This window comes from Pseudomonadota bacterium (genome assembly GCA_023229365.1).
Lineage (GTDB): Bacteria > Myxococcota_A > Polyangia > JAAYKL01 > JAAYKL01 > JALNZK01.
This window is the reverse complement of record JALNZK010000018.1, coordinates 30233-53629: the sequence shown is the minus strand read 5'-3', so window position 1 is coordinate 53629 and position 23397 is coordinate 30233. Positions and strand designations below refer to the sequence as shown.

General features: G+C 71.3%; 17 protein-coding genes. 6 read left to right on the top strand and 11 right to left on the bottom strand.

The window, feature by feature from the left end:
• Positions 1-7: 7 nt before the first annotated feature.
• Positions 8-721 (bottom strand): hypothetical protein, encoded by a 714-nt coding sequence (locus M0R80_11150; protein MCK9460186.1) that lies wholly within the window; start codon positions 719-721, stop codon positions 8-10.
• Between the two features lie 49 nt (positions 722-770).
• Here M0R80_11150 and M0R80_11145 point away from each other — a divergent pair, with 49 nt between their 5' ends.
• Positions 771-2039, top strand: a complete 1269-nt coding sequence (locus tag M0R80_11145; protein MCK9460185.1) for a radical SAM protein — start codon at positions 771-773, stop codon at positions 2037-2039.
• A 112-nt stretch (positions 2040-2151) separates the two neighbouring features.
• On the opposite strand, the gene M0R80_11140 is transcribed toward M0R80_11145, so the two are convergent.
• The 7 genes from M0R80_11140 to M0R80_11110 form a co-directional block, all read right to left on the bottom strand.
• Positions 2152-3435 carry an MFS transporter gene (locus M0R80_11140; protein ID MCK9460184.1) on the bottom strand — a complete coding sequence of 428 codons (1284 nt, stop codon included), beginning with the start codon at positions 3433-3435 and terminating at the stop codon, positions 2152-2154.
• Complete coding sequence (locus M0R80_11135; GenBank protein ID MCK9460183.1) at positions 3401-4435, bottom strand: hypothetical protein; 1035 nt, start codon at positions 4433-4435, stop codon at positions 3401-3403. Before M0R80_11135 ends, M0R80_11140 begins: the two co-directional genes overlap by 35 nt.
• 281 nt (positions 4436-4716) lie before the next feature.
• Positions 4717-7068 carry a DNA translocase FtsK 4TM domain-containing protein gene (locus M0R80_11130; GenBank protein ID MCK9460182.1) on the bottom strand — a complete coding sequence of 784 codons (2352 nt, stop codon included), beginning with the start codon at positions 7066-7068 and terminating at the stop codon, positions 4717-4719.
• A 103-nt stretch (positions 7069-7171) separates the two neighbouring features.
• The gene (locus M0R80_11125; GenBank protein ID MCK9460181.1) at positions 7172-8566 is read right to left on the bottom strand and encodes an FAD-dependent oxidoreductase; all 1395 of its coding nucleotides are present in this window, start codon (positions 8564-8566) and stop codon (positions 7172-7174) included.
• 17 nt (positions 8567-8583) lie between these two features.
• The gene (locus M0R80_11120) at positions 8584-9939 is read right to left on the bottom strand and encodes a M64 family metallopeptidase (protein ID MCK9460180.1); all 1356 of its coding nucleotides are present in this window, start codon (positions 9937-9939) and stop codon (positions 8584-8586) included.
• Positions 9936-10412, bottom strand: a complete 477-nt coding sequence (locus tag M0R80_11115; protein MCK9460179.1) for a hypothetical protein — start codon at positions 10410-10412, stop codon at positions 9936-9938. Before M0R80_11115 ends, M0R80_11120 begins: the two co-directional genes overlap by 4 nt.
• Complete coding sequence (locus M0R80_11110) at positions 10409-10801, bottom strand: response regulator (protein ID MCK9460178.1); 393 nt, start codon at positions 10799-10801, stop codon at positions 10409-10411. Before M0R80_11110 ends, M0R80_11115 begins: the two co-directional genes overlap by 4 nt.
• 139 nt (positions 10802-10940) lie before the next feature.
• Between M0R80_11110 and greA the strand changes: the two genes are divergently transcribed.
• From greA to M0R80_11095, 3 genes are read left to right on the top strand one after another with little or no spacing between them, the layout of a single operon-like run.
• On the top strand, positions 10941-11411 hold the full coding sequence (gene greA / locus M0R80_11105) for a transcription elongation factor GreA (protein ID MCK9460177.1): 471 nt from the start codon (positions 10941-10943) through the stop codon (positions 11409-11411).
• A gap of 28 nt (positions 11412-11439) precedes the next feature.
• Positions 11440-13890 (top strand): ATP-dependent DNA helicase RecG, encoded by a 2451-nt coding sequence (gene recG / locus M0R80_11100; GenBank protein ID MCK9460176.1) that lies wholly within the window; start codon positions 11440-11442, stop codon positions 13888-13890.
• The gene (locus M0R80_11095; protein MCK9460175.1) at positions 13890-16904 is read left to right on the top strand and encodes a sulfatase-like hydrolase/transferase; all 3015 of its coding nucleotides are present in this window, start codon (positions 13890-13892) and stop codon (positions 16902-16904) included. The genes recG and M0R80_11095 overlap by 1 nt, the downstream gene beginning before the upstream one ends.
• Positions 16905-16908: 4 nt before the next feature.
• Here M0R80_11095 and M0R80_11090 read toward each other — a convergent pair whose 3' ends face one another.
• A complete protein-coding gene (locus tag M0R80_11090) occupies positions 16909-17307 on the bottom strand; it encodes a hypothetical protein (GenBank protein MCK9460174.1) in 399 nt (132 codons plus the stop codon).
• Positions 17308-17454: 147 nt separating this feature from the next.
• On the opposite strand from M0R80_11090, the gene M0R80_11085 reads away from it, so the two are divergent.
• Complete coding sequence (locus M0R80_11085) at positions 17455-18804, top strand: hypothetical protein (GenBank protein ID MCK9460173.1); 1350 nt, start codon at positions 17455-17457, stop codon at positions 18802-18804.
• A gap of 71 nt (positions 18805-18875) precedes the next feature.
• Here the strand turns inward: M0R80_11085 and M0R80_11080 are convergent, their stop codons facing one another.
• Positions 18876-20609 carry a hypothetical protein gene (locus M0R80_11080; protein MCK9460172.1) on the bottom strand — a complete coding sequence of 578 codons (1734 nt, stop codon included), beginning with the start codon at positions 20607-20609 and terminating at the stop codon, positions 18876-18878.
• 29 nt (positions 20610-20638) lie between these two features.
• Entirely contained in the window at positions 20639-22333 is a 1695-nt protein-coding gene (locus M0R80_11075) for a hypothetical protein (GenBank protein MCK9460171.1), read from the bottom strand.
• Between the two features lie 100 nt (positions 22334-22433).
• Here M0R80_11075 and M0R80_11070 point away from each other — a divergent pair, with 100 nt between their 5' ends.
• Positions 22434-23387: an RluA family pseudouridine synthase gene (locus M0R80_11070; protein MCK9460170.1), complete on the top strand. Its 954-nt coding sequence runs from the start codon at positions 22434-22436 to the stop codon at positions 23385-23387.
• The last annotated feature ends 10 nt before the right edge of the window (positions 23388-23397 follow it).

The window sequence follows — 23397 nt, the reverse complement described above, 5'->3', positions numbered from 1 at the left end:
CGCCATCCTACTCCAGTCGCTCCCGCATCCTCAGGGAGAACAGGTACTCCACGCCATCGTCGCTCTTCCCGGGCCCGAGCTCGAGGCGGCCGAGCAGCTTCGCGTAGACGACGCTCCTATAGAGCCGCTCGCGATCCACGACGAGCGGGGCGTCGCCGGCCGTCGTGACGTACACGAGATCGCCCAGGGTGGGCGGGTTGCAGAAGATGCACCCGGCCATGACGACGACCGGGTTCGCGAGCCAGAAGCGCCTCATCTCGCCCGACTTGGGCACCGGATCGATCGGCATGAGCGCGCCCTTGACCCTCGCCGCGGCGCCGTGGAGGCGCGCGACCTCCTCGGACGAGAAGTCGTGGGTCGCCCGGTAGCCCCGGCGCAGCGCCTTGAACGACGAGAACGTGAGATCCACGGGCGCGCTCCAGACCGGGGTCGCGAGCGGCCGCGCCGCCTTGGGCTTCGGATCGATCTCCTCGCCGGAGCGCACCACCGCGTCGGCGCCGTGCTGCGGGGCCGGGGGCCGGGCGGGCGCCTCTGCGCTCGCCTGCGCGGGTTCTCGCGCGGGCGCGGCGGCCGTGACGGGCTCCGCCGGACGCTCGAAGGGCTGGACGCTCTGCCCGGGACGCCCCCCCGGCTTCAGGATGATCAGCGCGATCACGACCGCGGTGACGACGCCGAGGGTCAACAGGAACCGCTTCGCCCGGCTCATGGTAGGTCGTGCCATGTCGTCGCCTACAATATAAGATGTGGTCGTATCGACAAGGAGTTTGAACGTGCGCGCGCGCCCCAGGCTGTCTCCGCTCGTCTCCTTCCGGTCGTTCGGCGACCGGGCCGCGCTCGTCGATCACGCGACCGGCGATCTGCACCTCCTGAACGCCGAGGGCGGCGAGCTGCTCGAGCGCCTCGATAGAGGTGACGACGCGTTCTCGGACGACGAGGAGGAGTTCCTCGCCGAGATCGGCAGAACCCGGCAAGGGGAATCACGGGAGGCAGGGGACGAAGGGGAGGGGGAGGATCTGCTCGAGGAGCTCAACCGCTGGGCCGCGGACAGCCTCGTCCCGCTCCACTGCCAGGTCGAGCTCACGTACCGGTGCGGGCTGCGCTGCCGTCACTGCTACCTCGGCCACTGCGGCGGCGATCCGCGCGAGGAGCTCTCGACCGCGGAGATCGTCGGCTTCCTCGACGATCTGCGGCGCCTCGGCGGCCTCTTCCTCCTGCTGACCGGCGGCGAGCCGTTCCTGCGCCGCGACTTCGAGGAGATCTTCTCGGCGGCCCGGGATCGCAGGTTCGCCGTCTCCTTCATCACGTCGGGGTGGGGGCTCGATCGGGCGCTGCTCGAGAGGCTCGCGCGGCGGGGGATCGACACCGCCCAGGTCTCGCTCTACGGGCCGAGCGCCGCGGTGCACGACGGCGTGACCGGGGAGGCGGGCTCCTTCGCCGACGCGCTCGCCTGCCTGCGGGCGCTGCGCGATCTCGGCGTGCGGGTCCGGGCCGCGGTGACGCCGATGGCGGGGACCGTCGACGGGATCGAGGGGATGCGGGCGCTCCTGGTGCGCGAGCGGATCCCTGCCGCGCTCGGGCTCCACATGGCGCCGCGGCGCGACGGCGCGAAGGATCCGCAGGCGCTCGCGGTCGACGCCGAGGGGATCCGGCGCGCGTTCGCCGCGTTCCCGCCCGGGGCGTCGCCGCGCATGCGGGACCGCGGGCCCGGCGACAGGCCGTGCGGCGCCGGCGCGAGCGCGGTGTCGATCGACCCGTACGGAACGGTGCACCCATGCCTGCAGCTGCGGACTCCCGCGGGCTCGATCCGAGAGGCGCCGCTCGCCGAGATCTGGGCGCGCGCCGAGGTGTTGGAGCGGCTCCGGCGGATCACCGTGGCCGACCTGGAGGGTTGTCCCACGTGCGAGCTCCGGCGGTCGTGCAACCGCTGCGCGGGCTTCGCGCACGCCGAGGGACTGTCGGTCCGCGATCACTGCTCGTTTGACTGTCTTCAAGCGCAGGTGGTAGAAGTAGGTGTAGACGGTTCGAACGAGGAGCAGTGAACGAGATGAAGAAGGAAACGAAGAAGGCGAAGCCGAAGATCCTCAAGTCGGCGAAGCGCGACAAGAACGACCGCCCGAACAGCTGCGCGGGATGCGCGGGCCAGAAGTTCTGCTAGCGCCGGCCCGGCTCGACCCCGAGCACCGCGCGAGCCGATCTCACCGCTGAGGTGGCGAGGTAGGCCGCCGCGATCCCCGATCCCGCGAACGCGATGAGGTGGGCCGGATCGACGACCTCCGACGCGAGGCCCGCGGCCGCCACGCCGAGCGGCGTCGCCCCCGTCATCAACGCGAACCGCAGCCCGAGCACCGTCCCGCGGTCGGCGTCCGGCACCGACAGCTGGACCGCGGTGGTGAAGAGAGGCGCGCTCAACGAGATGCCGAGGCCGGCGATCGCCAGGAGCGGGACCATCCCCGCGGTCCCGGGGATCGCCGGGACGACCGCGAGCGCGGCGCCGGACGCGACGCCGCCCGAGCAGAACACCGCCGCGCGAGCCCGCGGCGGCGCGGAGCTCGCGCTCGTGAGCAGGTAGCCCGCGATCGCTCCTGCCGACAGCCCGCCCATGAGCAGGCCGTACGCGGTGGAGCCGAGATCCGCGCGCCGTTGGCAGAGCGCCATCAGGAGGAAGAAGAGCCCGGCCATCAGGAAGCTCGCGAAAATCGAAGCGGAGAACAGCCAGCCGAGGCCGGCGACGGCCCGGACTGCCGCGGCTCCGGCGCGGAGCTGGCCGCGGAGCCCTCCCGGCGGGCGCGAGGAGCGGGGCGGCGGGGGGAGCTTCAAGGGCAGCTCGGTGAGGGCCGAGAAGACGAACGACAGCCCGTTGAGGACGAACAGGAGCGACGCGCCGGCGGCGGCGTAGGCGAAGCCCCCGATCGAGCTGCCGATCAGCGCGGCGCCGGTTCCGGCGAGCGCGAACGCCGCGTTGGCGCGCACGACGTTCCCGCGGGCGACGAGATCCGGGAGCACCGCCTCGAGCGTCGGGTTGAAGAACGCGGCGCCGGCGCCCACCGCGAGCGAGGCGGCGACGACCATCCACAACTCGAGGGACTCGCCCCGCGCGGCGACGCCGATCCAGAGCACCGCGGCTCCGCACGAGAGATCCGCGGCGACGAGGATCCATTTTCTCGGGAGCCTGTCGGCGGCGGCGCCCGCGAGGGGAGAGAGGAGGACGCGCGGCAGCGTCGAGGCGGCGATCACCCCGCCGGCGATCGCGGTGGAGCCCGTCTCGGCGAGGATCCAGAAGCCGAGCGCGATCCGATACAGGGCGTCGCCGAGCGACGAGACGAGCTGTCCCTGCCACAGGAGCGCGAGGTTCAGGCGCCGCGAGCGAGGGGCCGGCTCGTCCCGCCCGCCGTTGGCGGCGCTAATTGGCGGTGATCTTCTGGATGATATCGACACCGGGCACCGCCGCGCGCATCGCCTCGATCTGCTGTGGATCGATCTCCACCATCAAAAGGCGCAGGGTCTTCAGCTTCTTCATGCCGTGCAACGGCGTGAGGTCCTTCACGGGCGTCTTCGAGAGATCGAGGTCGTCCATCTCCGTCATCCCCGAGAGCACGGAAAGATCCTCGATCGGGAGCCCCCACAGCCGGAGGAACGTGAGGTTCTTGAACGCCTTCAGCTTCTTGAAGTCGCGGAACCGGCTGTCGCACAGATCGAGCGCCTTGAGGCGATCCGCGGCCTTCTCGAGCGGCGCGATGTCGGCCACGTCGGTGTTGCACAGGAGCGCCTTCTCGAGCTTGGGCGCCGTCGCGAGCGGCTGGACGTCGGTGACCGGGCACTTCAGGAAGTCGACGGTCACGAGGTTGGGCAGGGCGCCGAGGGGCGTGAGGTCCTTGGCCGTCAGCATCCGCGCCTCGAGTTCGACGAGGCTCGCGACGTCGGCGAGCGGCGTCAGATCCTCCACGCCCGTGCCGGTGATGTTGAGGTACTCGAGGCTCTGGAGCGCGCGCAGGGGGGCCAGGTCCTTGATCTGCGGCATCATGCGCAGGTCGAGCCGCCTGATCTTCCCGAGCCCGGCGAGCGGCGCGAGATCCGGGAGCGCGCTGAAGCCGACGAAGACGTGCTCGAGCTCCGTGCACTGCGGGAGCACCGAGAGATCGGCGTTCTTCATCTTCTCCTCGATCGTGTCGTACCACTCCTCGCCCGCCTCCGGGTTCTTCTGCCCCCACTCGACCCAGCTGCCGCCCTTCCACGGCGGCTCGAACAGCGCGCACTTCTCGGCGAGCGTGAGCGCCTTCGGCGGTTCCGGCGCCTTCGCCGCGGGGGCGGCTGCGGCGTCCTTCACCGCGGGCGCCACCGCGCCCTTCGGCTCATCGGTCTTCTTCTCGCCGCACGCCGCGGCGATCATGCAGACGACGAAGGACGCCGAGAGGAGGATTCGCGTCTTGGCTTTCATCGACCAGCTCCTTTGAGAGAGGGGACCCAGTGCGGACACGTTCGCCCGGCGCGGGGAAAAAGACAACCCGTATGCGATTTCCGGCAACTTCTCGCCCGAACGTCCGATTCGGGAAGAGGGTCCTCTCACTTCGAGCCCTCACCCCGGGGCCGGCCCTCACCCCGGCCCGGCCCTCACCCCGACCCTCTCCCGGTGGGAGAGGGAGAAAGAGGGTGAGGTTACCCTTCTCCCCCCGGGAGAAGGGCAGGGATGAGGGCTCTCGGAGAAGGGCAGGAACGAGGCTACTGCGGCCCGATGAGGACGTCGCGCCTGTTGACGCCGTTCGCCGGCCCGACGACGCCCTCCTTCTCCATGATCTCGACGATGCGCGCCGCCCGGTTGTAGCCGATGCGCAGCCGCCTTTGGATCATGGAGATCGAGCACGCCTGGGTCTCGGCGACGATGGCGACCGCCTGGTCGTAGATCTCGTCCTTCTCGGACTCGTCGATGCCGGCGCCGCCGTCGCCATCGCGCGGCTTCAGGATGTCCTCGTCGTAGGAGGGGAGCCCCTGCGCCTTGAGGAACTCGACCACCGCGTTGATCTCCTCGTCGCTCACGAACGCGCCCTGCACGCGCACGAGGTCCGAGGTGCCGGGCGGCAGCACGAGCATGTCGCCGTTGCCGAGCAGGCTCTCCGCGCCGTTCGTGCCGAGGATGGTGCGCGAGTCGATGCCGGACGAGACCTGGCAGGAGAGGCGCGCCGGGAAGTTCGCCTTGATGAGGCCGGTCACGACGTCCGTGGACGGCCGCTGCGTCGCGACGATGAGGTGGATGCCGGCCGCGCGCGCCTTCTGCGACAGGCGGGCGATCGAGGTCTCGACGTCCTTCGCGGCGACCATCATGAGATCCGCGAACTCGTCGATGCAGATCACGACGAGCGGCAACTTCTCGGGGAGCTTCTCCTCCGGCCGCGGGATCGCGCCGAGCTCCACGACCTCGCCCGCGTCCGTGACGATCGTCTCGGCCTCGACGAGCGGCGTGCCCTGGCGCCCCTCCGCGACGGCGCGGATCTTCTCCACCTTCGTGTTGTACGACTCGAGGTTGCGCGATCCCAAGTCCGCGAACAGCTGGTAGCGGCGCTCCATCTCGTCGACCGCCCACTTCAGCGCGAGGCACGCCTGGCTCATGTCGGTGACGACCGGCAGGAGCAGGTGCGGGATGTGGTTGTACGGTTGGAACTCGATCATCTTGGGATCGACGAGCAGGAGCCGCAGGTCGTCCGGCGTGTAGCGGTAGAGCAGGCTGAGCAGCATCGTGTTCACGGAGACCGACTTGCCCGATCCGGTCGTGCCCGCCATGAGGAGGTGCGGCATCTTCGCGAGGTCGATGATGTAGGGCGTGCCGGTGATGTCCTTGCCGAGCGCGAGCGGCAGCTTCACCTTGCGGTTGGCAGCGTAGGCGTCGTCCTCGAGGATCTCGCGCAGCCGCACGGTCTCGCGCTCCTTGTTCGGGAGCTCGAAGCCGACGGCGTTCTTGCCCGGGATCGGCGCGACGACGCGGACGCGCGTCATCTCCAGCGCCATCGCGATCTCGTTCGACAGGGAGCCGATCTTCGATAGCTTCGTGCCCGAGCGCGGCTGGAACTCGAACATCGTCACCACCGGCCCGGGGTGGATCTCGCGCACCTCGCCGAGCACGCCGAAGTCGGCGAGCACCTTCACGAGCCGCTCGGTCATCTCGACGAGGTAGCCGCGATCGACGCGCGCCGCGGACGGCGCCGGCGGATCGAGCAGGGAGAGGGGCGGGATGGAGAACGCCGTGGGCGCGTCCGGCTCCTCGCGGAAGATCGCGATCCGCTCCTCGGCCGGCTTCGCCTTGGCCTTCTTCTTCGCCTTCGCCTTGGTGACGATGACGGGCTCGCACGGCGCGGGATCGTCGATCGCCCCGTCGTCGAACGCACTCGACACGACGATGAGCGGCTCGGGCGGGCGCACGGCGTTCGCGTCCGGGGGCTCGCGCCAGGCCTGGACGATCCGGGTTCCGAGGCCGCCCGCCGCGCGCGCGCCGCGGAGCGCGAGGAAGCCGGCCGTGCGGCTGACGAGGTAGAGCGAGAGGTCCGTGATCAGGACGACGAGCAGCGCCACGCCGCCGACCGTGACGATGTACGTCCCGACGGTCGAGACCGCGCCGTGGAGGAGCTCGCCGAGCACGAGGCCGACCGCGCCGCCCGCGTCGTGCCCGCCGAGCACCGTCGCGCCCGCCATGAACGTGTGCAGGAAGATCGAGGAGAGGATCACGATCGCGATCACGCCGAGCAGGCTCCGCACCCGCACGCCGTCGGAGCGGCCGGTGAACAGCATCCAGCCGAACACCCAGAGGCAGACGTCGATGATGTACGCCGCGAGGCCGATCCCCACGAACGCGCCGTGGGCGATCCACATCCCGACCGGCCCTATCAGGTTGCCCGACGTGACGGGCCCGCCTTCGGGCGCGACCCCGTCGTACGAGCCGAACGCCAGGATCAGCGCGAGCGCCGCGATGAACGACAGGATGCCGAGCACCTCGTGCTTGCGGGACGGGACGTCGACAGGAGCCCTGCCGGACGGGAGTTCGATCTCGCCCGTGACCGGATTCGCCGTGGTGTCTTTTGCCATGATATTCTCCTACATGTACACACCTTAAACTACAAGGTATGTCCATGTATGTCAAATACCTGGCTCGGACCGGTAGGAGAAATCGGGCGCGGATCGGCCCCGCTCAGAGCCCCAGGGATCGCGCGAACGCGGGTAGCGCCGTGAGCAGGGCGGAGGAGTCCGCGAGCTGGGCGCCGGTCTCGATCGCGGCCTGCACGAGCTGCGCCTGCGCCGTGTCGCCGTACAGCGCGGCGCCGATCAGCTTCCCGTCGCGGGTGACGAGGCGGCGGAAGACGCCGGGCGCGGGCTCCTCGTCGAAGATCGCCGCGCTCCCGTCCGTCGGGCTCACGGCGCCGATGCTGAACAGATCCACGCCGAGCACCTTGATGCGGTTCGACAGCGGCATCCGCGCCATCTCGGCCGCGCCGCCGGCCGCGTTGATCCCGGCCACGCGTCCCATGGCGTACGCCGCCGGCCAGATCCCGTACACGAGGCCCCTGTGCTCCGCCGCGTCCCCGGCCGCGAACACCCCCGCGTGCGACGTGCGCATCCCGTCGTCGACGACCGCGCCCGAGTCGACCTTGATGCCGCCGCGGCGCGCGAGGTAGCTGTTCGGCCGCACGCCCGTCGCGAGCAGGACCAGCTCGGCCGGGTGCTCCTCGCCGCCCTCGAGCACCACGCCGTGCGCGTCCTCGTCGCCCGAGATCTCCTTGACCTTCGCGCCATGGACCACGCTGATCCCCGTTGCGCCGAGTGCCTCCGCGAGCAAGAGCCCGGCGCGCTCCGGGAGCTGCCGCGGCAAAAGCCACCCCCACCCCTCGAGCACCGTCACGCGCGCGCCGCGGCGGGAGAGGGCGCCCGCGGCCTCGAGCCCGAGCAGCCCGCCGCCCACGCAGACGACGCGGGTGCCGCTCCCGGCCCGAGCGAGGATCGCGTGCGCGTCGGCGAGCGTGCGCAGCACGTGCACGCCGCGCCGAGTCGCGCCGGGGAACGGCGGGACGAACGGGTGCGCGCCGGACGCGAGCACGAGGCGATCCCAGGGGAGGGCGCGGCCGTCCCGGAGCAGCGCGCTGCGATCCGCGAGGCCGAGCTCGACGACGTCGCCGTGGGCGAGCTCGATCCGGCTCTCCGCGAACCACGACGGCGGCTTCATCGCGAGGCTCGGCTCGTCGACCTCGCCCGCCAGGAACCGCGTCAGGTTGAGCCGGAGGTACGGCTTGCCGAGCTCCTTCGACACGACCGTGATCCGCGCGCCGGGCGCCGTCTCCCGCGCCGCCTCGGCGGCCTCGATCCCGGCCACGCCGGCGCCGACTATCAGGATCGAGCCGCGGAAGTCGGCCCCGGTGTCGCACTCGGCGATCATCGACGGCGCTGCCGAGGCCGCGACCGGCACCGCGACCGAGGCCATCTCGGAGAACAGATCCTCGTCCACGCCGCACACCGGGCACTGCCGCGGCGGCGCGTCGCCCTTGTGCACGTAACCGCAGACGGAGCACTGCCAGGTCTTGATCGTCGTCATCTCGAACCTTTCGGGCTCTACGCGCCGAGCAGGGCGTGGAGGAGGGACCGGGGCGACGGACCATCGCCGATCGCGTCGCAGCCGCAGCCGTCGTCGCCCTTGCCCGACGGGCCGGCGTCCGCGTCGGAGTCGGTGTCGGAATCGGTGTCGGAGTCCGTGTCCGAGTCCGTGTCGCCGCCGGTGTCGGAGTCGGTGTCGATCGGCTCCTCTTCGAAGCAGTCCTCGACGACCGCGCCGTCGTCGGTCCGCGTCACGGTCCACGCGCGCGTCCCCACGAGCAGCGACTCCGGATCGTTGATCACGAGGCCGGTCTCGTCGCGCACCTCGGCGGTGAGCGGGTGCTCGCCCTGCGTGAGGCACTCGATAGGGAGCGAGAGCGTCGCCGCGGGGTTGTCGATCCACGTGTCGTCGAGCCGCCACCTGTACGCGACCGCGCTCGGCGATGGCTCCACGGCGTCGACGGAGAGCTCGAGCGTCTCGCCCACGGCGCCGGACAGCGCGCTCGCGGCCGGCGCGCTCGCGTCGATGATCTCGACGTAGCCGTAGTAGGAGAGCACGAGCGCCTCGGCGCAAACGGAACAGAAGCCGCTGTCGATCGCGCGCATGAAGCACGGGGAGACGGGGCGGAAGGGCCCCTCGGACTCGTAGCACGCCCCCTCGTACGCGCCGGCCGGCGCGAGCGGTCCCGTGGCCGACGACTCGGGCGTGGGCAGCGGCGTCTCCTCGTCGACCCACTCGGTCCACTTGAGCGCCTCTCTGTCCGCGGTCGGCGAGACGTTCGGGAAGATGTCCGTGAAGACGTACCCGGGGTAGGGGTCCTCGTACTCGTCGCCGAGGCGGCCGAGGCTGTGCCCGAACTCGTGCGTGACCACCTCGGCGGCCCACGTGTTCATGGAGGCGACGGCGTAGATCCCGCCGGAGCCGCCGTACTCCGAGTCGTTGACCATGAGGACGATCGCGTCGTGCGCCGGGAGCAGGGAGTCGGCCACGCCGAAAACGGCCGTGTCGTCGCAGCAGATCAGCCGATCTATCCCCATGCAGTCGAAGCCGCACCCGAACGCGGTGTCGACGGCGAGGCCCTCGGACGGGTTGTCCGCGCCCGACTCGGCGGAGATCGTCTCGATGACGTAGAAGTTGAAGAACGGCCGGTACGGCTCGAACGGCGTCATCGCGAAGATCGCGTCGATCATCGTCTCCGCGTCGGCGGCGAGAGCGTCCTGCTCCGCGGCCGCGTAGCCGTCGCCCATGATGAGGAGATCGATGCGGTTGTCGGACGCGCCGTTGATCTCGTGCTCCTCGAGGACGCTCTGCGCGGTGGCCGGGAGCGCGACGAGGAGGACGGCGCAGCCTGCGAGCGCCGGGACGGATCTCACGGCGTCACCTCGGCGAGCAGCTCGGGCCCGTTCGCGCCCCGCCGGTACAGCCGCACCGCCGCCGCGCCCGCGAACCGCGGGATCTGGAGCGAGACGATCGGCGCCTCGAGCGGCACGTGCTCGCCCGAGAGCGTGCCGTCCGCGGCCGGCGCCTCCGAGCGCAGCTCGTCCTCGAGCCGGAAGCCGCGCTCCGCGAGCACGCGGCCGGCGCCGTCGACCACGCGGAAGAAGGTCGGCTCGTTCCGGTACGGGTCCCGGCGCTGCACGCTCTCGTCCGAGTCCGCCCGGCTCAGGACCTCCGGGCCGCCCGGCGCGAGCCGGATCGTGAGCCGCGTCGAGCCGTCCGCCTGCGCGTCCGCGCTCGCGGCGCCGGGGGTCGCGGCCGCCGCGGCCGGCGCGATCTGCGGATCCCCGGCGGCGCCCGGCGCGCACGCCGCGCACAGGAGCGCGACGATGCAGAGCGAGCGGGTCATCGGCCCGGCTGCCCCGCCAGGAGGCGGCGGATCTTGAACAGGAGCTCGGAGAAGTTGAACGGCTTGTCGACGTGGTCGTCGGCGCCGTACAGCGGCGACGTGATCTCGTTCAGGCTCTCGCCGATGCCGGTCAGCATCATCACGGGGGTGTGGCGCAGCGTCTGGTCGGAGCGGATGCTCTTGCAGACCTCCCACCCGTTCATCTGCGGCATCATGACGTCGAGGATCACGGCGTCGGGACGCTTCTCCTTGACCAGTGCGAGCGCCTCCGCGCCGTTGCTCGCCGTGATGATGTCGCATTCGAGCACCTGGAGCCGCTTGACCAGGATGCCGATGAGTTCGGGATCGTCGTCCGCGAGCAGGAGCAGCTGCCTCTTCTTCTCCACCATGGCTCCGTCGTTTCTGCGCCGCGCGGCGCGCCGTTCACACGTTCGAGGCTGCGTGAAAACAACAGGGTTGTCAACGCATTGGGTGGCGCGCTCTTTCCGTGGTATACACGCCGCGGGCTCACGCGGAGAGGACGACGAAATGGACAAGTACCCGATGACGCCGGAAGGCCATGGTCGGCTGCAGGCCGAGCTCAGGAGACTCAGAGAGATCGATCGCCCGGAGAACGTGAAGGCGATCGAGGACGCGCGGGCGCACGGCGATCTCTCGGAGAACGCCGAGTACAAGTTCGCGAAGGAGCAGCAGTCGATCATCGCGGGGCGCATCGAGTACCTCGAGGACCGAATCTCCCGCGCCGACGTGATAGATCCGGCTCGGCTCAAGGGCGATCGCGTCCTGTTCGGGGCCAAGGTCGTCCTCGAGAACCTGGAGACCGGCGAGATCGTCACCTATCGCATCGTCGGAGAGGACGAAGCGAGCATCGACGACGGGACGATCTCGGTGACGTCGCCCATCGCCCGCGGCCTGATCCGGCGCGAGGCCGGCGATCAGGTCACCATCCGGACGCCGGCCGGCCCCAGGCGGTACGAGATCTCCGAGGTCGCGTTCTGAAGATCGCGGCGCTCGGCCAGGCGGAAGCGTGACGCGATCGAGAGCAGAGCTCACAGGGACGGCGGCGGCGATACGACGCCTGCGCGCGGTGCTCTCGACGGCGCTCGCGGGCGGCGACGATCCGAGCGAGAGCCCGGAGGCGCTCGCGGATCTCGCGAACCTGCGCGGCGCAGGCGGCGACGACTGGGCCGACGCGGCGAAGATCGAGGCGTTCGCGGCCGCAGTCGAGGATCCGGGGTCTGTGCCGGGCGTGAACCGGAAGGTCGTGCTCGCGCGCGGCCAGCGCCTGCTGCTCGCGCTCGCGATGGCGCTCGAGGACGCGTCGGGCGGCGCGGAGCGCGAGGACGATCGGGTCGCGTCCGAGCCGAGGCCCGCGCCGGTCACGCCGTTCGACGCCGGGCTGCTCGAGCTCGACGGCGTGGGGCCGAAGACGGCGTCGCGCCTCGCGAGCCGGGGCCTCGCGTCTCCCCTGGATCTCCTCTACTGGCTCCCGCGCCGCTACGACGATCGGCGGAGCGTCACGCCGATCCGTGAGCTGCGGCCAGGCGCGCGCGCCGTCACGCGGGGCGCGGTGGAGCGGGTTCGCGTGTTCGGGCCGCGCTGGCGACGGATGATGGAGATCGCGCTGCGCGACGGCGAGGACGCGATCTCGGCGACGTGGTTCTCGAACCGCAGGCCGCGATCCGACAGGTTCGCGCCGGGGGACGAGCTCACGATCGCGGGGCTCGTGAGCCTGTACAAGGGCAAGCTGCAGATCGCGCACCCCATAGTGGTCACCGGCGAGGGCCGCGATCGCATCGGGCGCGTCGTCCCCGTGTACGCCGAGGTGCCCGGCGTCGCAGGCCGCGTCGTGGAGAAGGCGATCGGCGCGGCCGCGAGGCGCGCCGGCGAGATCGTCCGCGATCCCGTGCCGGTCGACCTCCTCGCGCGCCGCGGGCTCGAGCCCCTCGCCCGGTCGCTCTCGCTCGCGCACGCCCCGCCCGACGACGTCGAGGTGGAGGCGCTCGCGGCGTGGCTCGACGGCAGCTCCCCGGCGCACCGCCGCCTCGCGTACGACGAGTTCTTCTTCGTCCAGCTCGCGCTGGGGCTCCGGCGCGGGCAGGAGCTCCGCACGCCGGCGCCGCCCATCCTCGCGCCCGCCGATCTCGCGGACGACGCCGGCGGGCTGCTCGGCTTCGCCCCGACGACGGCCCAGCGGCGCGTCGTCGCCGAGATCGCCGCGGATCTCGCGCGGGGAGAGCCGATGCGGCGCCTCCTGCAGGGCGACGTCGGCTCCGGCAAGACGATGGTCGCGCTCGCCGCCGCGCTCGCCGCGGCGCGCGCCGGGTGCCAGGTCGCGCTCATGGCGCCCACGGAGATCCTCGCCGAGCAGCACATGCGCAACCTCGAGCCGGTGCTCCGGCGCCTGCGCCTGCGCGCCGTGCTCCACATCGGCGAGGCGCGGTCGTCGTCGCGCAAGAAGGCGCTCGCGGCGATCGAGGCGGGAACGGCGGACGTCGCCATCGGCACGCACGCCCTGATCCAGGAGTCCGTGCGGTTCGCGCGGCTCGGGCTCGCGATCGTGGACGAGCAGCACCGCTTCGGCGTCTCGCAGCGGCTCGGTCTCGTCGGCAAGGGGAAGGACGGCACGTCGCCGCACCTGCTCGTCATGACCGCGACGCCGATCCCGCGCACCCTCGCGCTCACGCTCCACGGGGACCTCGACTTCTCGGTGCTCGACGAGCTGCCGCCGGGCCGCACGCCCATCGCCACCGCGCTCTGGCGCGCCGACGAGCGCGAGCGAGTCCTCGACAGGGTCCAGGCCGCGATCGATCGCGGCGAGCAGGCGTACGTCGTCTGCCCGATCATCGAGGAGTCGGAGCGGCTCGAGGCGCGCGCTGCGGAGGGGGTCTTCGCGGCGCTTTCGGAGCGCTTCGGCGCGGCGCGCACGGGGCTCCTCCACGGCCGGCTCCCGCCGGAGCGGCGCGACGCGGTCATGGAGGCCTTCGTCGCCGGCGGGGTGGCGGTGCTCGTGACGACGACGGTCATCGAGGTCGGGGTCGACGTGGCGAACGCGACGATGATGGTCGTCGAGGACGCGCACCGCTTCGGCCTCGCGCAGCTGCACCAGCTGCGCGGGCGTGTGGGGAGGGGCGCGCGGCCCTCGGAGTGCCACCTGATCGCCGACACGACCTCAAAGGAGGCCGCCGCGCGGCTCGAGGCGATCGCCGGCACGCTCGACGGGTTCGCCATCGCCGAGGCGGATCTCCGGCTGCGCGGTCCTGGCGAGATCTACGGGCGGCGCCAGTCCGGCCTGCCGGGGTTCCGGTTCGGCGACCTGCGCAGGGACGCGGAGCTGCTCGCGTGGGCGCGCGACGACGCGCTCGGCCTGCTCGCCGCGGACCCGGCGCTCGAGCGGGACGGGCACCGCGCCCTGCGCGAGGAGCTCGCGCGGCGGATCGAGGCGGGCGACGGCCCGGTCGGGGAGGAGGCGGGGTGATGCGCGCGATCCCGGTGCTCGGCGCGTGCGGCGCGCTCGCCGGCGCGATCCTCGGCCTCGTCGACGCCTACGCCGTGGCGTGGGGCGCGCGGGAGATGTTCTTCGACCGCGCGGAGGCGATGCGCACCGCGGCCGCGGCGATCGGGTTGTGCGCGGGCGCCGCCGCCTTGATCGCGGTGACCCTCGGCGCCGCGATCGAGATCGCCGGCCGGCGCGCCGGGGCGATCTCGGCCCCGCGGATCCCGCGGCGCTTCGTGTGGGCGTGGGCGCTGCCGCTCGCCGCGATCCTCTTCTTCGCGCTGTGGCGGCTCACGAGCGGCCCGAGGGCGAGCGGGATCCCGCTGCGCGCCGCCTTGGTCGCCGCCTCCTCCGCGGGCGGCGCGCTCCTCGCGGTCGCGGGGACTCTGATCGGCCTGCGGTTCGCGTGGCGGTCGAGGACGAGGCGCCTCGCCGCGGCGGTCGCCTGCCTCGGCGCGGCGCTCGGGCTCCACGCGATCGACGAGCGCGTCCTCGTGCGGCTCTACCCCGTGTTCCACGTCGGTCTCACCATCGCGGCGGCCGGGATCCTGACGCTCGGCTTCCGCCTGATCGCGCCCGCTCGACCGGGCCGGAACGCCGCGGTGGCGGCCGCCCTCGTCGCGATCGGCGCGCTCGTCGCGTTCGGCTTCGCGCTGTGGGAGACCCGCGCGCACATGAACCCGCGCTTCGTCATCGGGGAGCGGACCGCGGCCGCGGCGGACGTCCTCGCCGTCGCGCGGCGGGTGCCGGGGTTCGTCGCGCGCGGGCGCGGCGGGCCCGTGGCGGCGCTCGGGTCGCTCGGCGGCGCCGCGAGCGACGCGTCGAAGAGGATCACGCGGCCCGGCGCGCCGGTCGTGATCGTCACGGTGGACGCGATGCGGTACGACAGGGTGGGCGCCCGCGCCGCGGCGCGGCCGATCGCGCCCAACCTCGACGCGTTCTTCTCGAAGGCGGTGGTGTTCGACCGGGCCTACACCGCGATCCCGCACACCTCGTACGCGATCACCTCGCTCCTGACGGGCAAGTACGTCCACGCGCTCAAAAATGTTCCGGGCGTTCCCGAGACCCACGAGACTTTGCCCGAGGTGCTCCGGCGGTTCCGCTACCGCAGTGCGGGCTTCTTCACGAAGGCCGTGTTCTTCATCGACCGCGCGCGGTTCGAGCCGTACCTGCGCGCCGGGTACGGGTTCGACTTCGTGAAGATCGAGTACGAGACCACCGCCGTGGAGCGCGTCGCGCAGACGATCTCCTTCCTCGACGAGCAGCGCGCCGCGGGGCGGCTCGCGCTCTCCTGGACCCACTTCTTCGAGCCGCACGAGCCGTACGATCCGGGATGCACGCGCTTCGGCGACACGGACGTCGCCCGCTACGACTGCGAGATCGCGACGGTCGACGAGGCGCTCGGCGCGCTGTTCGAGTACCTCGACGCGAGCTACCCCGACGCGATCGTCGTCGTCGGGGCGGATCACGGCGAGGAGTTCGGCGACCACGGCGGCCGGTACCACGGCACGACGCTCTACGACGAGCAGATACGCGTGCCGCTCGCGATCCGCGTGCCGGGCGTGGCGCCGCGCACCGTGCGCGCTCCCGTGAGCCTCGTGGACCTGTTCGGTACGCTCTTGTCGCTGCTCGATCTGCCGGTGCCCGCGCGGGTGCGGTCGCGCGATGTCGCCCCGCTCCTCGCGGGCGGCGAGGCGGTGGATCAGGCGGCGTTCGCCGAGGCGCACGAGCAGATCATGGCCGTGCGCGGGGAGCTCAAGCTCGTGTGGGATCGGGCGTCCGACACGGTGCGCCTGTACGATCTCGCGGCCGATCCGGGGGAGACGGCGTCCATCGCGTCGCTTCGGCCGGAGGCGGCGGAGGAGCTCATGGCGCTCGCCCGCGCGTTCCAGGCGTCGCACGCCCCGCTCGAGCTGCGCCCGGTCGAGACCGCGCCCGGGCGCCCCTCCTGGCCCGCGCCCTTGCAGCGCGCGCTCGGGGGCGACGCCGGCGCGGTGGGCGAGCTGCTCGGGCTGGTGGCGAAGGGGAACCCGGCACCGGTGCGCCGGAAGGCCGCCGAGCTGGTGGCCCGGCTGCGGCGCGGCGTCGTCGATCCGCCGCTCGTCCTCGCCGCGGAGTCGGCGAAGGACGATCCCGAGGCGAGCGTGTGGCTCTCCGTGGCGCGGCTCGCCGCGGGCGACGCCTCCGCGGCGGGGGATCTGCGCGCGGCGATGGAGGGGCTCGAGGACGGCTCCCCCGCGTGGCGCGCGGCGGCGCTGTCGCTCGCCGGAGCCGGGCCGGAGGATCGCGGCGCGGCGGCGGCCGTGATCGCGATCGCCGGGGACGCGGGCGCGCCCGTCGAGGACCGGCAGCGCGCGCTCCGCGCCATCGCCGCGAACCGCACGCCCGGCGCCGAGGGGACGGTGGAGGCGGCGCTCGGCGACTACCAGCTCGCGCTGGACGCGGCGCGGGCGCTCGCGGCGCTCGGCTCGAAGCGGGCCCTGCCCGGGTTGGCGGCGCGGCTCGCGCGGGAGCGCTTCCCCGAGCGGCGCGCGGCGGTCCTCTCGGCGCTGGCGGCGTTCCGCGACAAGCGTGCGGTCGAGCCGATCGCGGCGGAGCTCGCGCGCGAGGAGCCCGCGTCCGGGGCGCTCGGCGCGCTCCTGGATCTCGGGGCCGTGACGCAGCGGCGCACCGCGTCGATCCGGCTGCCGGCGACCGCCGAGACGCTCGTCGCCCGCGCGCCGCGGAGGCCGGGCGAGGCGCTGACCTGCCGGCTCGACGGCGTGCGGCGCGTCGTCGTCGCGACGACCGCCCAGGCGGACGGCGGGGTGCTGCGCGTCACCTGCAACAACGCGCCCGCCGGCGAGATCCCGGTGGTCGGCGGCGCGTCCGAGGCGCACGTCGATCTCGCGGCGTGCGGTCCGGACGAGAAGGGGTTCGTCTTCATCCGCGCGCTCGGCGAGCCGGCCGACCTCGAGGTGGAGATCCGGGCCGTCGCCGCGGTGGGCAGGCGGTAGGGCGTCAGTCGTCCGCGGACCTGCTCCACTGCTCGGCGAGCCCCCCGATGACCATCAGCTTGACCTTGCTGCCCTTCCAGCCCTGCACCGTGAGGAGCGCGACGAGCCCGGCGAACGCCAGGAAGACGAGCACGTTGAGCCCGGTGAACAGGTAGCCGAGCGCGAGTGAGAGGTGGCCGAGCACGCTCCCGAAAATCACGAGCGTCAGCCAGACGGCCGTCCACCCCGCGCTCAGGATGAGCGACTGCATCGCGGAGAACCGCACGAATTTGTTCTCTTTTTCGATGAAGAAGAAGATCAGCCCGCCGATCCAGCCGAGCAGGTAGGACAGCAACACCGCGACGCGCTGCTCCACGCCGCACGAGCACTTCCGGTCGGGGACCCTCGTCGTTTCGAAGAACATGGCAACCTCCGGGAGAATTTGTCGATACCCTGTTCGCGGCGGTGATCTTGCCACGGTCGACTCAAATTGGTACTTTTTCTTTTCATCGAAGCGCGAGCGACGCGAAGCTGCCATTTTTCAGCCGGTCCGTCGGCGTGGAGCACGGGAATGAGACACATCGCGATTGGCCTGGTGTTCGTTGCGGTCCTCGGCCTCGCACCGGACCGTGTGGCGGCCGGAGAGTTCACGGACGTCATCGACGCGGCGGACCAAAGGTACAACGGCGACCCGTTCGACCTGACGCTGCGGGTCGGCTACGAGCGCTTCTACAAGCAGGGCGACATCCGGCGCGAGTCGTTCGACACGACGCCGCACGAGTGGGACTACTACGGCTACGTCGACGTCGCCAAGTACACGCAGACGACGCACATCCTCAACATGGAGCTCGACATCGGCCTGTTCCACGACATCTCGCTCAAGACGCGGCTGCCGCTCATCCTGAAAGATCAGCGCAAGCTCTCGAGGGACAAGGACTTCTCGTGGGCGGACGACTTCGACGGCGACGGCTCGCCCGACCAGCTGTTCTCGACGGACTTCAAGTCGCCGGACCGCAGCGGCATCGACGTCCTCGCCGTCGGCCTCTGGTGGGGCATCCTGGATCAGGGGCGCGACGACACCAAGCCGAACTGGACCTTCTTCGTGGAGGGCCGGTTCAGCGTCGGCGAGGAGATGAGCGCCGCGTGCGGGTCGAGCGACGCCCAGTGCTCCGACGGGTACGACAACGAGGGCAACGCGACGACGGCCTCGTCCAAGGGCGGCATCAGCCGCGGCGTCCACGAGATCGCGGGCGGCTTGCGGCTGTCCAGGCGCTACGGGATCGTCGAGCCGTACTTCGGGCTCGAGGCGCTGATCGGGTTCTCCAAGGGCGGCGCCAACTTCTTCATCGACAGGAACTCGGTCGGGCAGCTCAACACGCGCCCGCCCGCGGTGGGCACGATCGACATCGGCATCGAGTTCATCCCGTGGGAGGTGCCGGAAAAGGAGCGGAAGCTCGTCATCGGCGTGGGCACGGGCGGCAAGTACCACTCCGAGGGGCGGGAGTTCACCCCGCTGTTCGACGCGCTCGGGACGTCGGCCTACTTCCTCGAGCAGCCGTACGTGGACTTCAACGGCGACGGCGTCAACAACGGCGGCGAGGAGGTGAGCGCGGTCGAGGGCAACGCCTGGACCGGCATGACCGACGTGGAGAACTACGCTACGATCTTCGGCAGGGTGTTCATCGCGGTCCAGCCGGCCAAGTACGTCAAGTTCCGCGTCGGGTCCAACTTCGCGCACGAGACCGAGCACTTCATCACGAAGACCGACCAGTGCCCCTCCGACCAGGTGTTCTCGGACGGGAGCGGCTGCGCGGTCTACAACTGGGGGCACCGCCCAGAGCTCGACAAGCCCGGCAACAGGTTCCGCGCGGAGAAGACGTTCATCTGGGACTTCTTCATCGACGCCACCGCGCAGTTTTAGTAGGGGCACCGCTCGCCGCGCCCTCGTCGGGGGGGGGTCCGGCGGGCAGGGCGAGCCCAGCCCCTACGACGTTACCGCAGGCCGATCTGCGCCTCGCGGACCGCGCGCCACGCTGCGAACCGCTCCGGGTGCAGGAAGAGCGCCGGCGGCGGGTCGGTCCACGTCGGGGAGATGACGCCCGCCTCGAGCGCCTCCGCGATCCCCTTGCCGCCGCCCGACGCCGCGACGTCCGGCCCGGAGTGCTCGGTCGGGTACTCGTCCGGCGGGTAGTCGTGGGTGATGAAGAGGTTCGTGTTCAGCACGACGAGCGCGCCGCCGTCCACGGAGAACGGCGCCGTGAGGTCGACGGCGTCCGACCCGTCGATCCCGGCGTAGACGATGTGCTCGCCCTGCGTGCCCGGGTAGTCGACGCTCGCCTGGTCGAGCGGGAAGAACGTCCCCCCGTACGGCTCGAGGTCCAGCGAGGTCGTGCCGCCCGCCGCGTGCGGCGGCACCTGGCCGCCCAAGTCGAGGAACCCGTTGTAGCCGCGGACGCCGGTCTCGGCCTGGATCCAGGCGGCGATCATCGCGTTGAGCTGCGTCCCGCCGAAGTCGGTGCCCAGCTCGGCCACGAGGAGCTCCTCGATCTCGTCCGGCGCGCCGGTGTCCTGATCGAAGATCTCGGCGTACGTGTCCACCCCGTCGAGCTGGCTCGCGATGTACGACCAGAACATGAACGCGAGGACGTAGTTCTCGTAGACGCCGTAGCCCCAGTTCACGAGCGACAGCCCCTCGCCGATCATCCCGCTGTAGTCGGCGAAGTAGTAGCCGATCGCCTGATCGTAGTCGCCGTTCACCGCGCGCACGGCGCACTCCGCGAGCCCCTCGTTGTGGTAGGTGTCGAGCCAGTCGTTGTCCGGGTGGCGCTCCTGGTAGAGGAGGTGCTGGAACTCGTGCGGGACGATGCTGCGCCCGGAGTCGAACTCGCCGTAGTCGACCGCGACGTGGATGATCTCCATCTCGTTGGTGTGGTAGCCGTACTCCGTCCAGCCCCAGGCGTCCAGCTGGGCCTGGGTGTACGTGTTGATGGGATCGAAGTAGCCGCCGTAGTAGCCGCCGCCGTCGAGGCCGAGCATGACGATCTTGCCGTTGCTGTCCATGTCCGGCGGAAGGGTGAACAGCCCGGTCTCGATCGGGAAGACGTGCTCGTCGAAGTTCTGCACCGCCGAGGCGCCGTCCCCGTACCAGCCGTCCTCGACGTACGCCACCGCGCTCTCGCCCACCGCGTTGCGCGCGAAGAGCCGCTCCTCGTAGCTGGAGGAGGCGAAGTCGACGACCCAGAGCGTCGCCGTGTCCGCGGAGAGGAAGTCGGCGTCGAGCGGGGTCGCGCCGTCCTCGGGCGGCGTGATCGTGAGCGTGTAGGTGACGCCGAGCTTCTGCCGGGCCGTGACGAGCGTGGCGACGCGCCCGTCCGCGTCGTAGGTCGCCGACTCGACGGCGAGCGCGCCGACGTCCGAGTCGAGCGCGTAGATCGCCGCGTTCCCGGCGTCGGCGGCGGGCGGGGCGCCCGTGAAGCCGACTATCACCGTGTACTCGTCCGGCGCGTGGGCGTCCTCGATCCCGACCCCCTCCCAGCTGCCTTCGTCCGTGTCGGTGTCGGTGTCGGTGTCCGAATCGACGTCGGTGTCGGCGTCGGTGTCGGTGTCGGTGTCCGTGTCCGGGCCGGGCCCGACGACGTAGATGGAGTCGTCGCTGCACGCCGCCGCAGCGGCGCACGCGGCGAGGATCCAGAGAGCGACGTTCGTGATGTCGAGCGATTTCTTCATGGTTTCCTCTCTCATCGATCGATCCGCGATCAGCGGAGGCCGAGTCGCGTTTCCCTCGCCACGCGCCACTGCGCGAGCCGCTCGGGGTGCGTGAAGGCGGCAGGCGGGGGATCGGTCCAGGTCGGGGAGACGACGCCCGGCGCGAGCTCCTCCTCCAGCGTCAGGGGGCCCTTGCCGCCGCCCGATGCCGCGACGTCTGGCCCGGAGTGCTCCTCCGGGTACTCATCGAACTCGAGGTTCGTGTTCAGCACGACGAGCGCCCCGCCGCCGACGTCGAACGGCGCCGCGAGATCGACCGCGCCCTCGCCGTCGATCCCGGCGTACACGACGTTCGGGCCCTGCGTGCCCGGGTAGTCGACGCTCGCCTGATCGATGAGGAAGTAGCTCCCCGCGAACGGCTCGAGATTGACCGAGGTCGTGCCGCCGTCGACGTGCGGCGGCAGAAGCCCGCCCAGGTCGAGCAGCCCCTCGTAGCCGTAGGCGCCGGTCTCGGCCTGGACGAAGGCGGCGATCATCTGGTCGAGCTGCGTCGCGCCGAAGTCGGTCCCGAGCGCCGCCAAGAGGAACTCGTCGACCAGGGCCGGGGAGCCGGAGTCCAGGTCGAAGATGTCGGAGTAGGCGTCGACGCCGCCGAGCTGGCCGGCGATGTACGACCAGAACATGAACGCGACGACGTAGTTCTCGTACTGCGCGTAGGCCCAGTCCACGAGCGACATCCCGTCGCCGATGACGTCTTCGGGGTCGGAGAAGTAGTAGCCGATCGCCTGGTCGTAGTCGCCGTTCACCGCGCGCACGGCGCACTCGGCGAGCCCCTCGTTGTGGTAGGTGTCGACCCAGTCGTTCTCGGGGTGGCGCTCCTGGTACAGGAGGTGCTGGAACTCGTGGGGCACGATCGTGAGCCCGGAGTCGAAGTCGCCGTAGCCGACGTTGATGTGGATGATCTCCATCTCGTTGGAGTGCAGGCCCCACCACGCCATCGCCTGCTCGTTCGAGTAGGCGTTCACCGGGCTGAAGTAGCCGCCGTAGTACCCGCCGCCGTCGAGGCCGAGCATGACGATCTTCCCGTTGCCGTCCAGATCCGGCGCGTCGATGAACATCTCCGTCTCGAGCGGGAAGACGTTCTCGTCGAAGTTCTGGCGCGCCATGGCGCCGTACGCGAAGTACCCCTCCTGGACGTAGATGACGCAGCTCTCGCCGACCTCGTTGCGCGCCGCCGTGATCTGCTCCTCGGCGCCCGTCCCGAAGTCGTGCACCCAGAACGACGCCGTGTTCGCGGACAGGAAGTCCGCCGCGAGCGCCTCCGCCCCGACGGCGGGGGGCGTGACCGTGAGCGTGTAGGTGACGCCGAGCTTCTGCTTGGCGGTGGTGAGCGTCGCGACGCGCTCCTCCTCGTCGTAGCTCGCCAGCAGCACGTCGAGCGCGCCGACGTCGGAGTCGAGCGCGTAGATCGCGAGGCTCCCGGCCTCCGCGGCGGGCGGGTTGCCCGTGAAGCCGACGGTCACCGAGTACTCGGTCGGCGCGGTGACGCCGTCGATCTCGACGCCCTCCCAGCTCTCCTCGGCGTCCGAGTCGGTGTCGGAATCGGTGTCGGTGTCGACATCGGTGTCGGAGTCCGTGCCGCCGTCCGGGTCGGCGCCCTTCGCGGAGTCGTCGCACGCCGGCGCCGCGGCGCACGCGAAGAGGATGCAAAGGGCGATGCGCCTGAGATGGAGCGTTTCTGTCATGGCTGTCCTCTGGCCCCGTTTCCTGACCTACCCGGTCTCTAAGTGCCACACGTCGCCAAGATCGGGTTAACGAATTCGCGCCGTCTGGTACTCTGTCGCCGTGGTGGAGCGCCCCGAGCACGTCGACCCCGAGTTCATCGAGCTGACGTTCGTCGTCGCGCGGGAGTTCTCGGGCTGGCGCGCGGATCGCTACATCGCCCACAGGGTCCCGCGGCTCTCGAGGACCCGCGTGCAGCGCATCCTCAAGGAGAACGCGTTCGACGAGGCCGGGCTCGCCGTCAAGCCGAACCGCGTGCTCCGCGCCGGCGAGCGGATCACCGTGTACAAGCGCCCGCCGGAAGAGCCGGACACGCCGAGGAGCTTCGGCGTGCTGGTCGAGGACGAGTGGCTGCTCGCGGTGGACAAGCCGCCCTGCCTGCCGGTCCACCCGACCGCGCGCTACTTCAAGAACACGCTGACCGCGCTGCTCGAGGAGCGCTACGGGAAGCCGCACCCGATGATCGCGCACCGGCTCGACAGCGAGACTTCCGGCATCGTCCTGTGCGTCAAGGGAATCGACGCGGAGCGGGCGATCAAGGGGATGTTTGCCGACAGGAAGATGTCGAAGACCTACCTCGCGGTGGTGACGGGCGCCCTCGATCCGCCGGCGGGCCGCATCGAAGCGCCGCTCTCCTCGGACGCGAGCTCCGCGATCCGCGTCAAGATGGGGTGCCGCGATCCGGACGGGCTGCCGTCGCTCACGGACTACCGCACGATCGAGGTGCGGGGGGAGCGGTCGCTCGTCGAGCTGCACCCGCGCACCGGGCGGCAGCACCAGATCCGGGCGCACCTCGCGCACGTCGGCCACCCGATCGTGGGCGACAAGATGTACGGCCCGGACGAGACGCTCTTCCTCGAGTACATCGAGACCGGCCCGACGGACGAGCTCGTGCGCCGCGCCGGGCACCGCCGCCACGCGCTCCACGCGGCCGAGCTCGCGTTCGTCCACCCGTTCACGAAGGAGCCGATCCGCATCGTCAGCCCGCTGCCGGAGGATATCGCCGGGCTGCTGTAGGGAATCGCTC

What these genes read in the sequence shown, in the direction of transcription:
- M0R80_11150 (MCK9460186.1), bottom strand. Translation starts at nt 721, where the DNA reads ATGGCACGACCTACCATGAGCCGGGCGAAGCGGTTCCTGTTGACCCTC.
- M0R80_11135 (MCK9460183.1), bottom strand. Translation starts at nt 4,435, where the DNA reads ATGAAAGCCAAGACGCGAATCCTCCTCTCGGCGTCCTTCGTCGTCTGC.
- M0R80_11130 (MCK9460182.1), bottom strand. Translation starts at nt 7,068, where the DNA reads ATGGCAAAAGACACCACGGCGAATCCGGTCACGGGCGAGATCGAACTC.
- M0R80_11125 (MCK9460181.1), bottom strand. Translation starts at nt 8,566, where the DNA reads ATGACGACGATCAAGACCTGGCAGTGCTCCGTCTGCGGTTACGTGCAC.
- M0R80_11115 (MCK9460179.1), bottom strand. Translation starts at nt 10,412, where the DNA reads ATGACCCGCTCGCTCTGCATCGTCGCGCTCCTGTGCGCGGCGTGCGCG.
- M0R80_11110 (MCK9460178.1), bottom strand. Translation starts at nt 10,801, where the DNA reads ATGGTGGAGAAGAAGAGGCAGCTGCTCCTGCTCGCGGACGACGATCCC.
- greA (MCK9460177.1), top strand. Translation starts at nt 10,941, where the DNA reads ATGGACAAGTACCCGATGACGCCGGAAGGCCATGGTCGGCTGCAGGCC.
- M0R80_11095 (MCK9460175.1), top strand. Translation starts at nt 13,890, where the DNA reads ATGCGCGCGATCCCGGTGCTCGGCGCGTGCGGCGCGCTCGCCGGCGCG.
- M0R80_11090 (MCK9460174.1), bottom strand. Translation starts at nt 17,307, where the DNA reads ATGTTCTTCGAAACGACGAGGGTCCCCGACCGGAAGTGCTCGTGCGGC.
- M0R80_11085 (MCK9460173.1), top strand. Translation starts at nt 17,455, where the DNA reads ATGAGACACATCGCGATTGGCCTGGTGTTCGTTGCGGTCCTCGGCCTC.
- M0R80_11080 (MCK9460172.1), bottom strand. Translation starts at nt 20,609, where the DNA reads ATGAAGAAATCGCTCGACATCACGAACGTCGCTCTCTGGATCCTCGCC.
- M0R80_11075 (MCK9460171.1), bottom strand. Translation starts at nt 22,333, where the DNA reads ATGACAGAAACGCTCCATCTCAGGCGCATCGCCCTTTGCATCCTCTTC.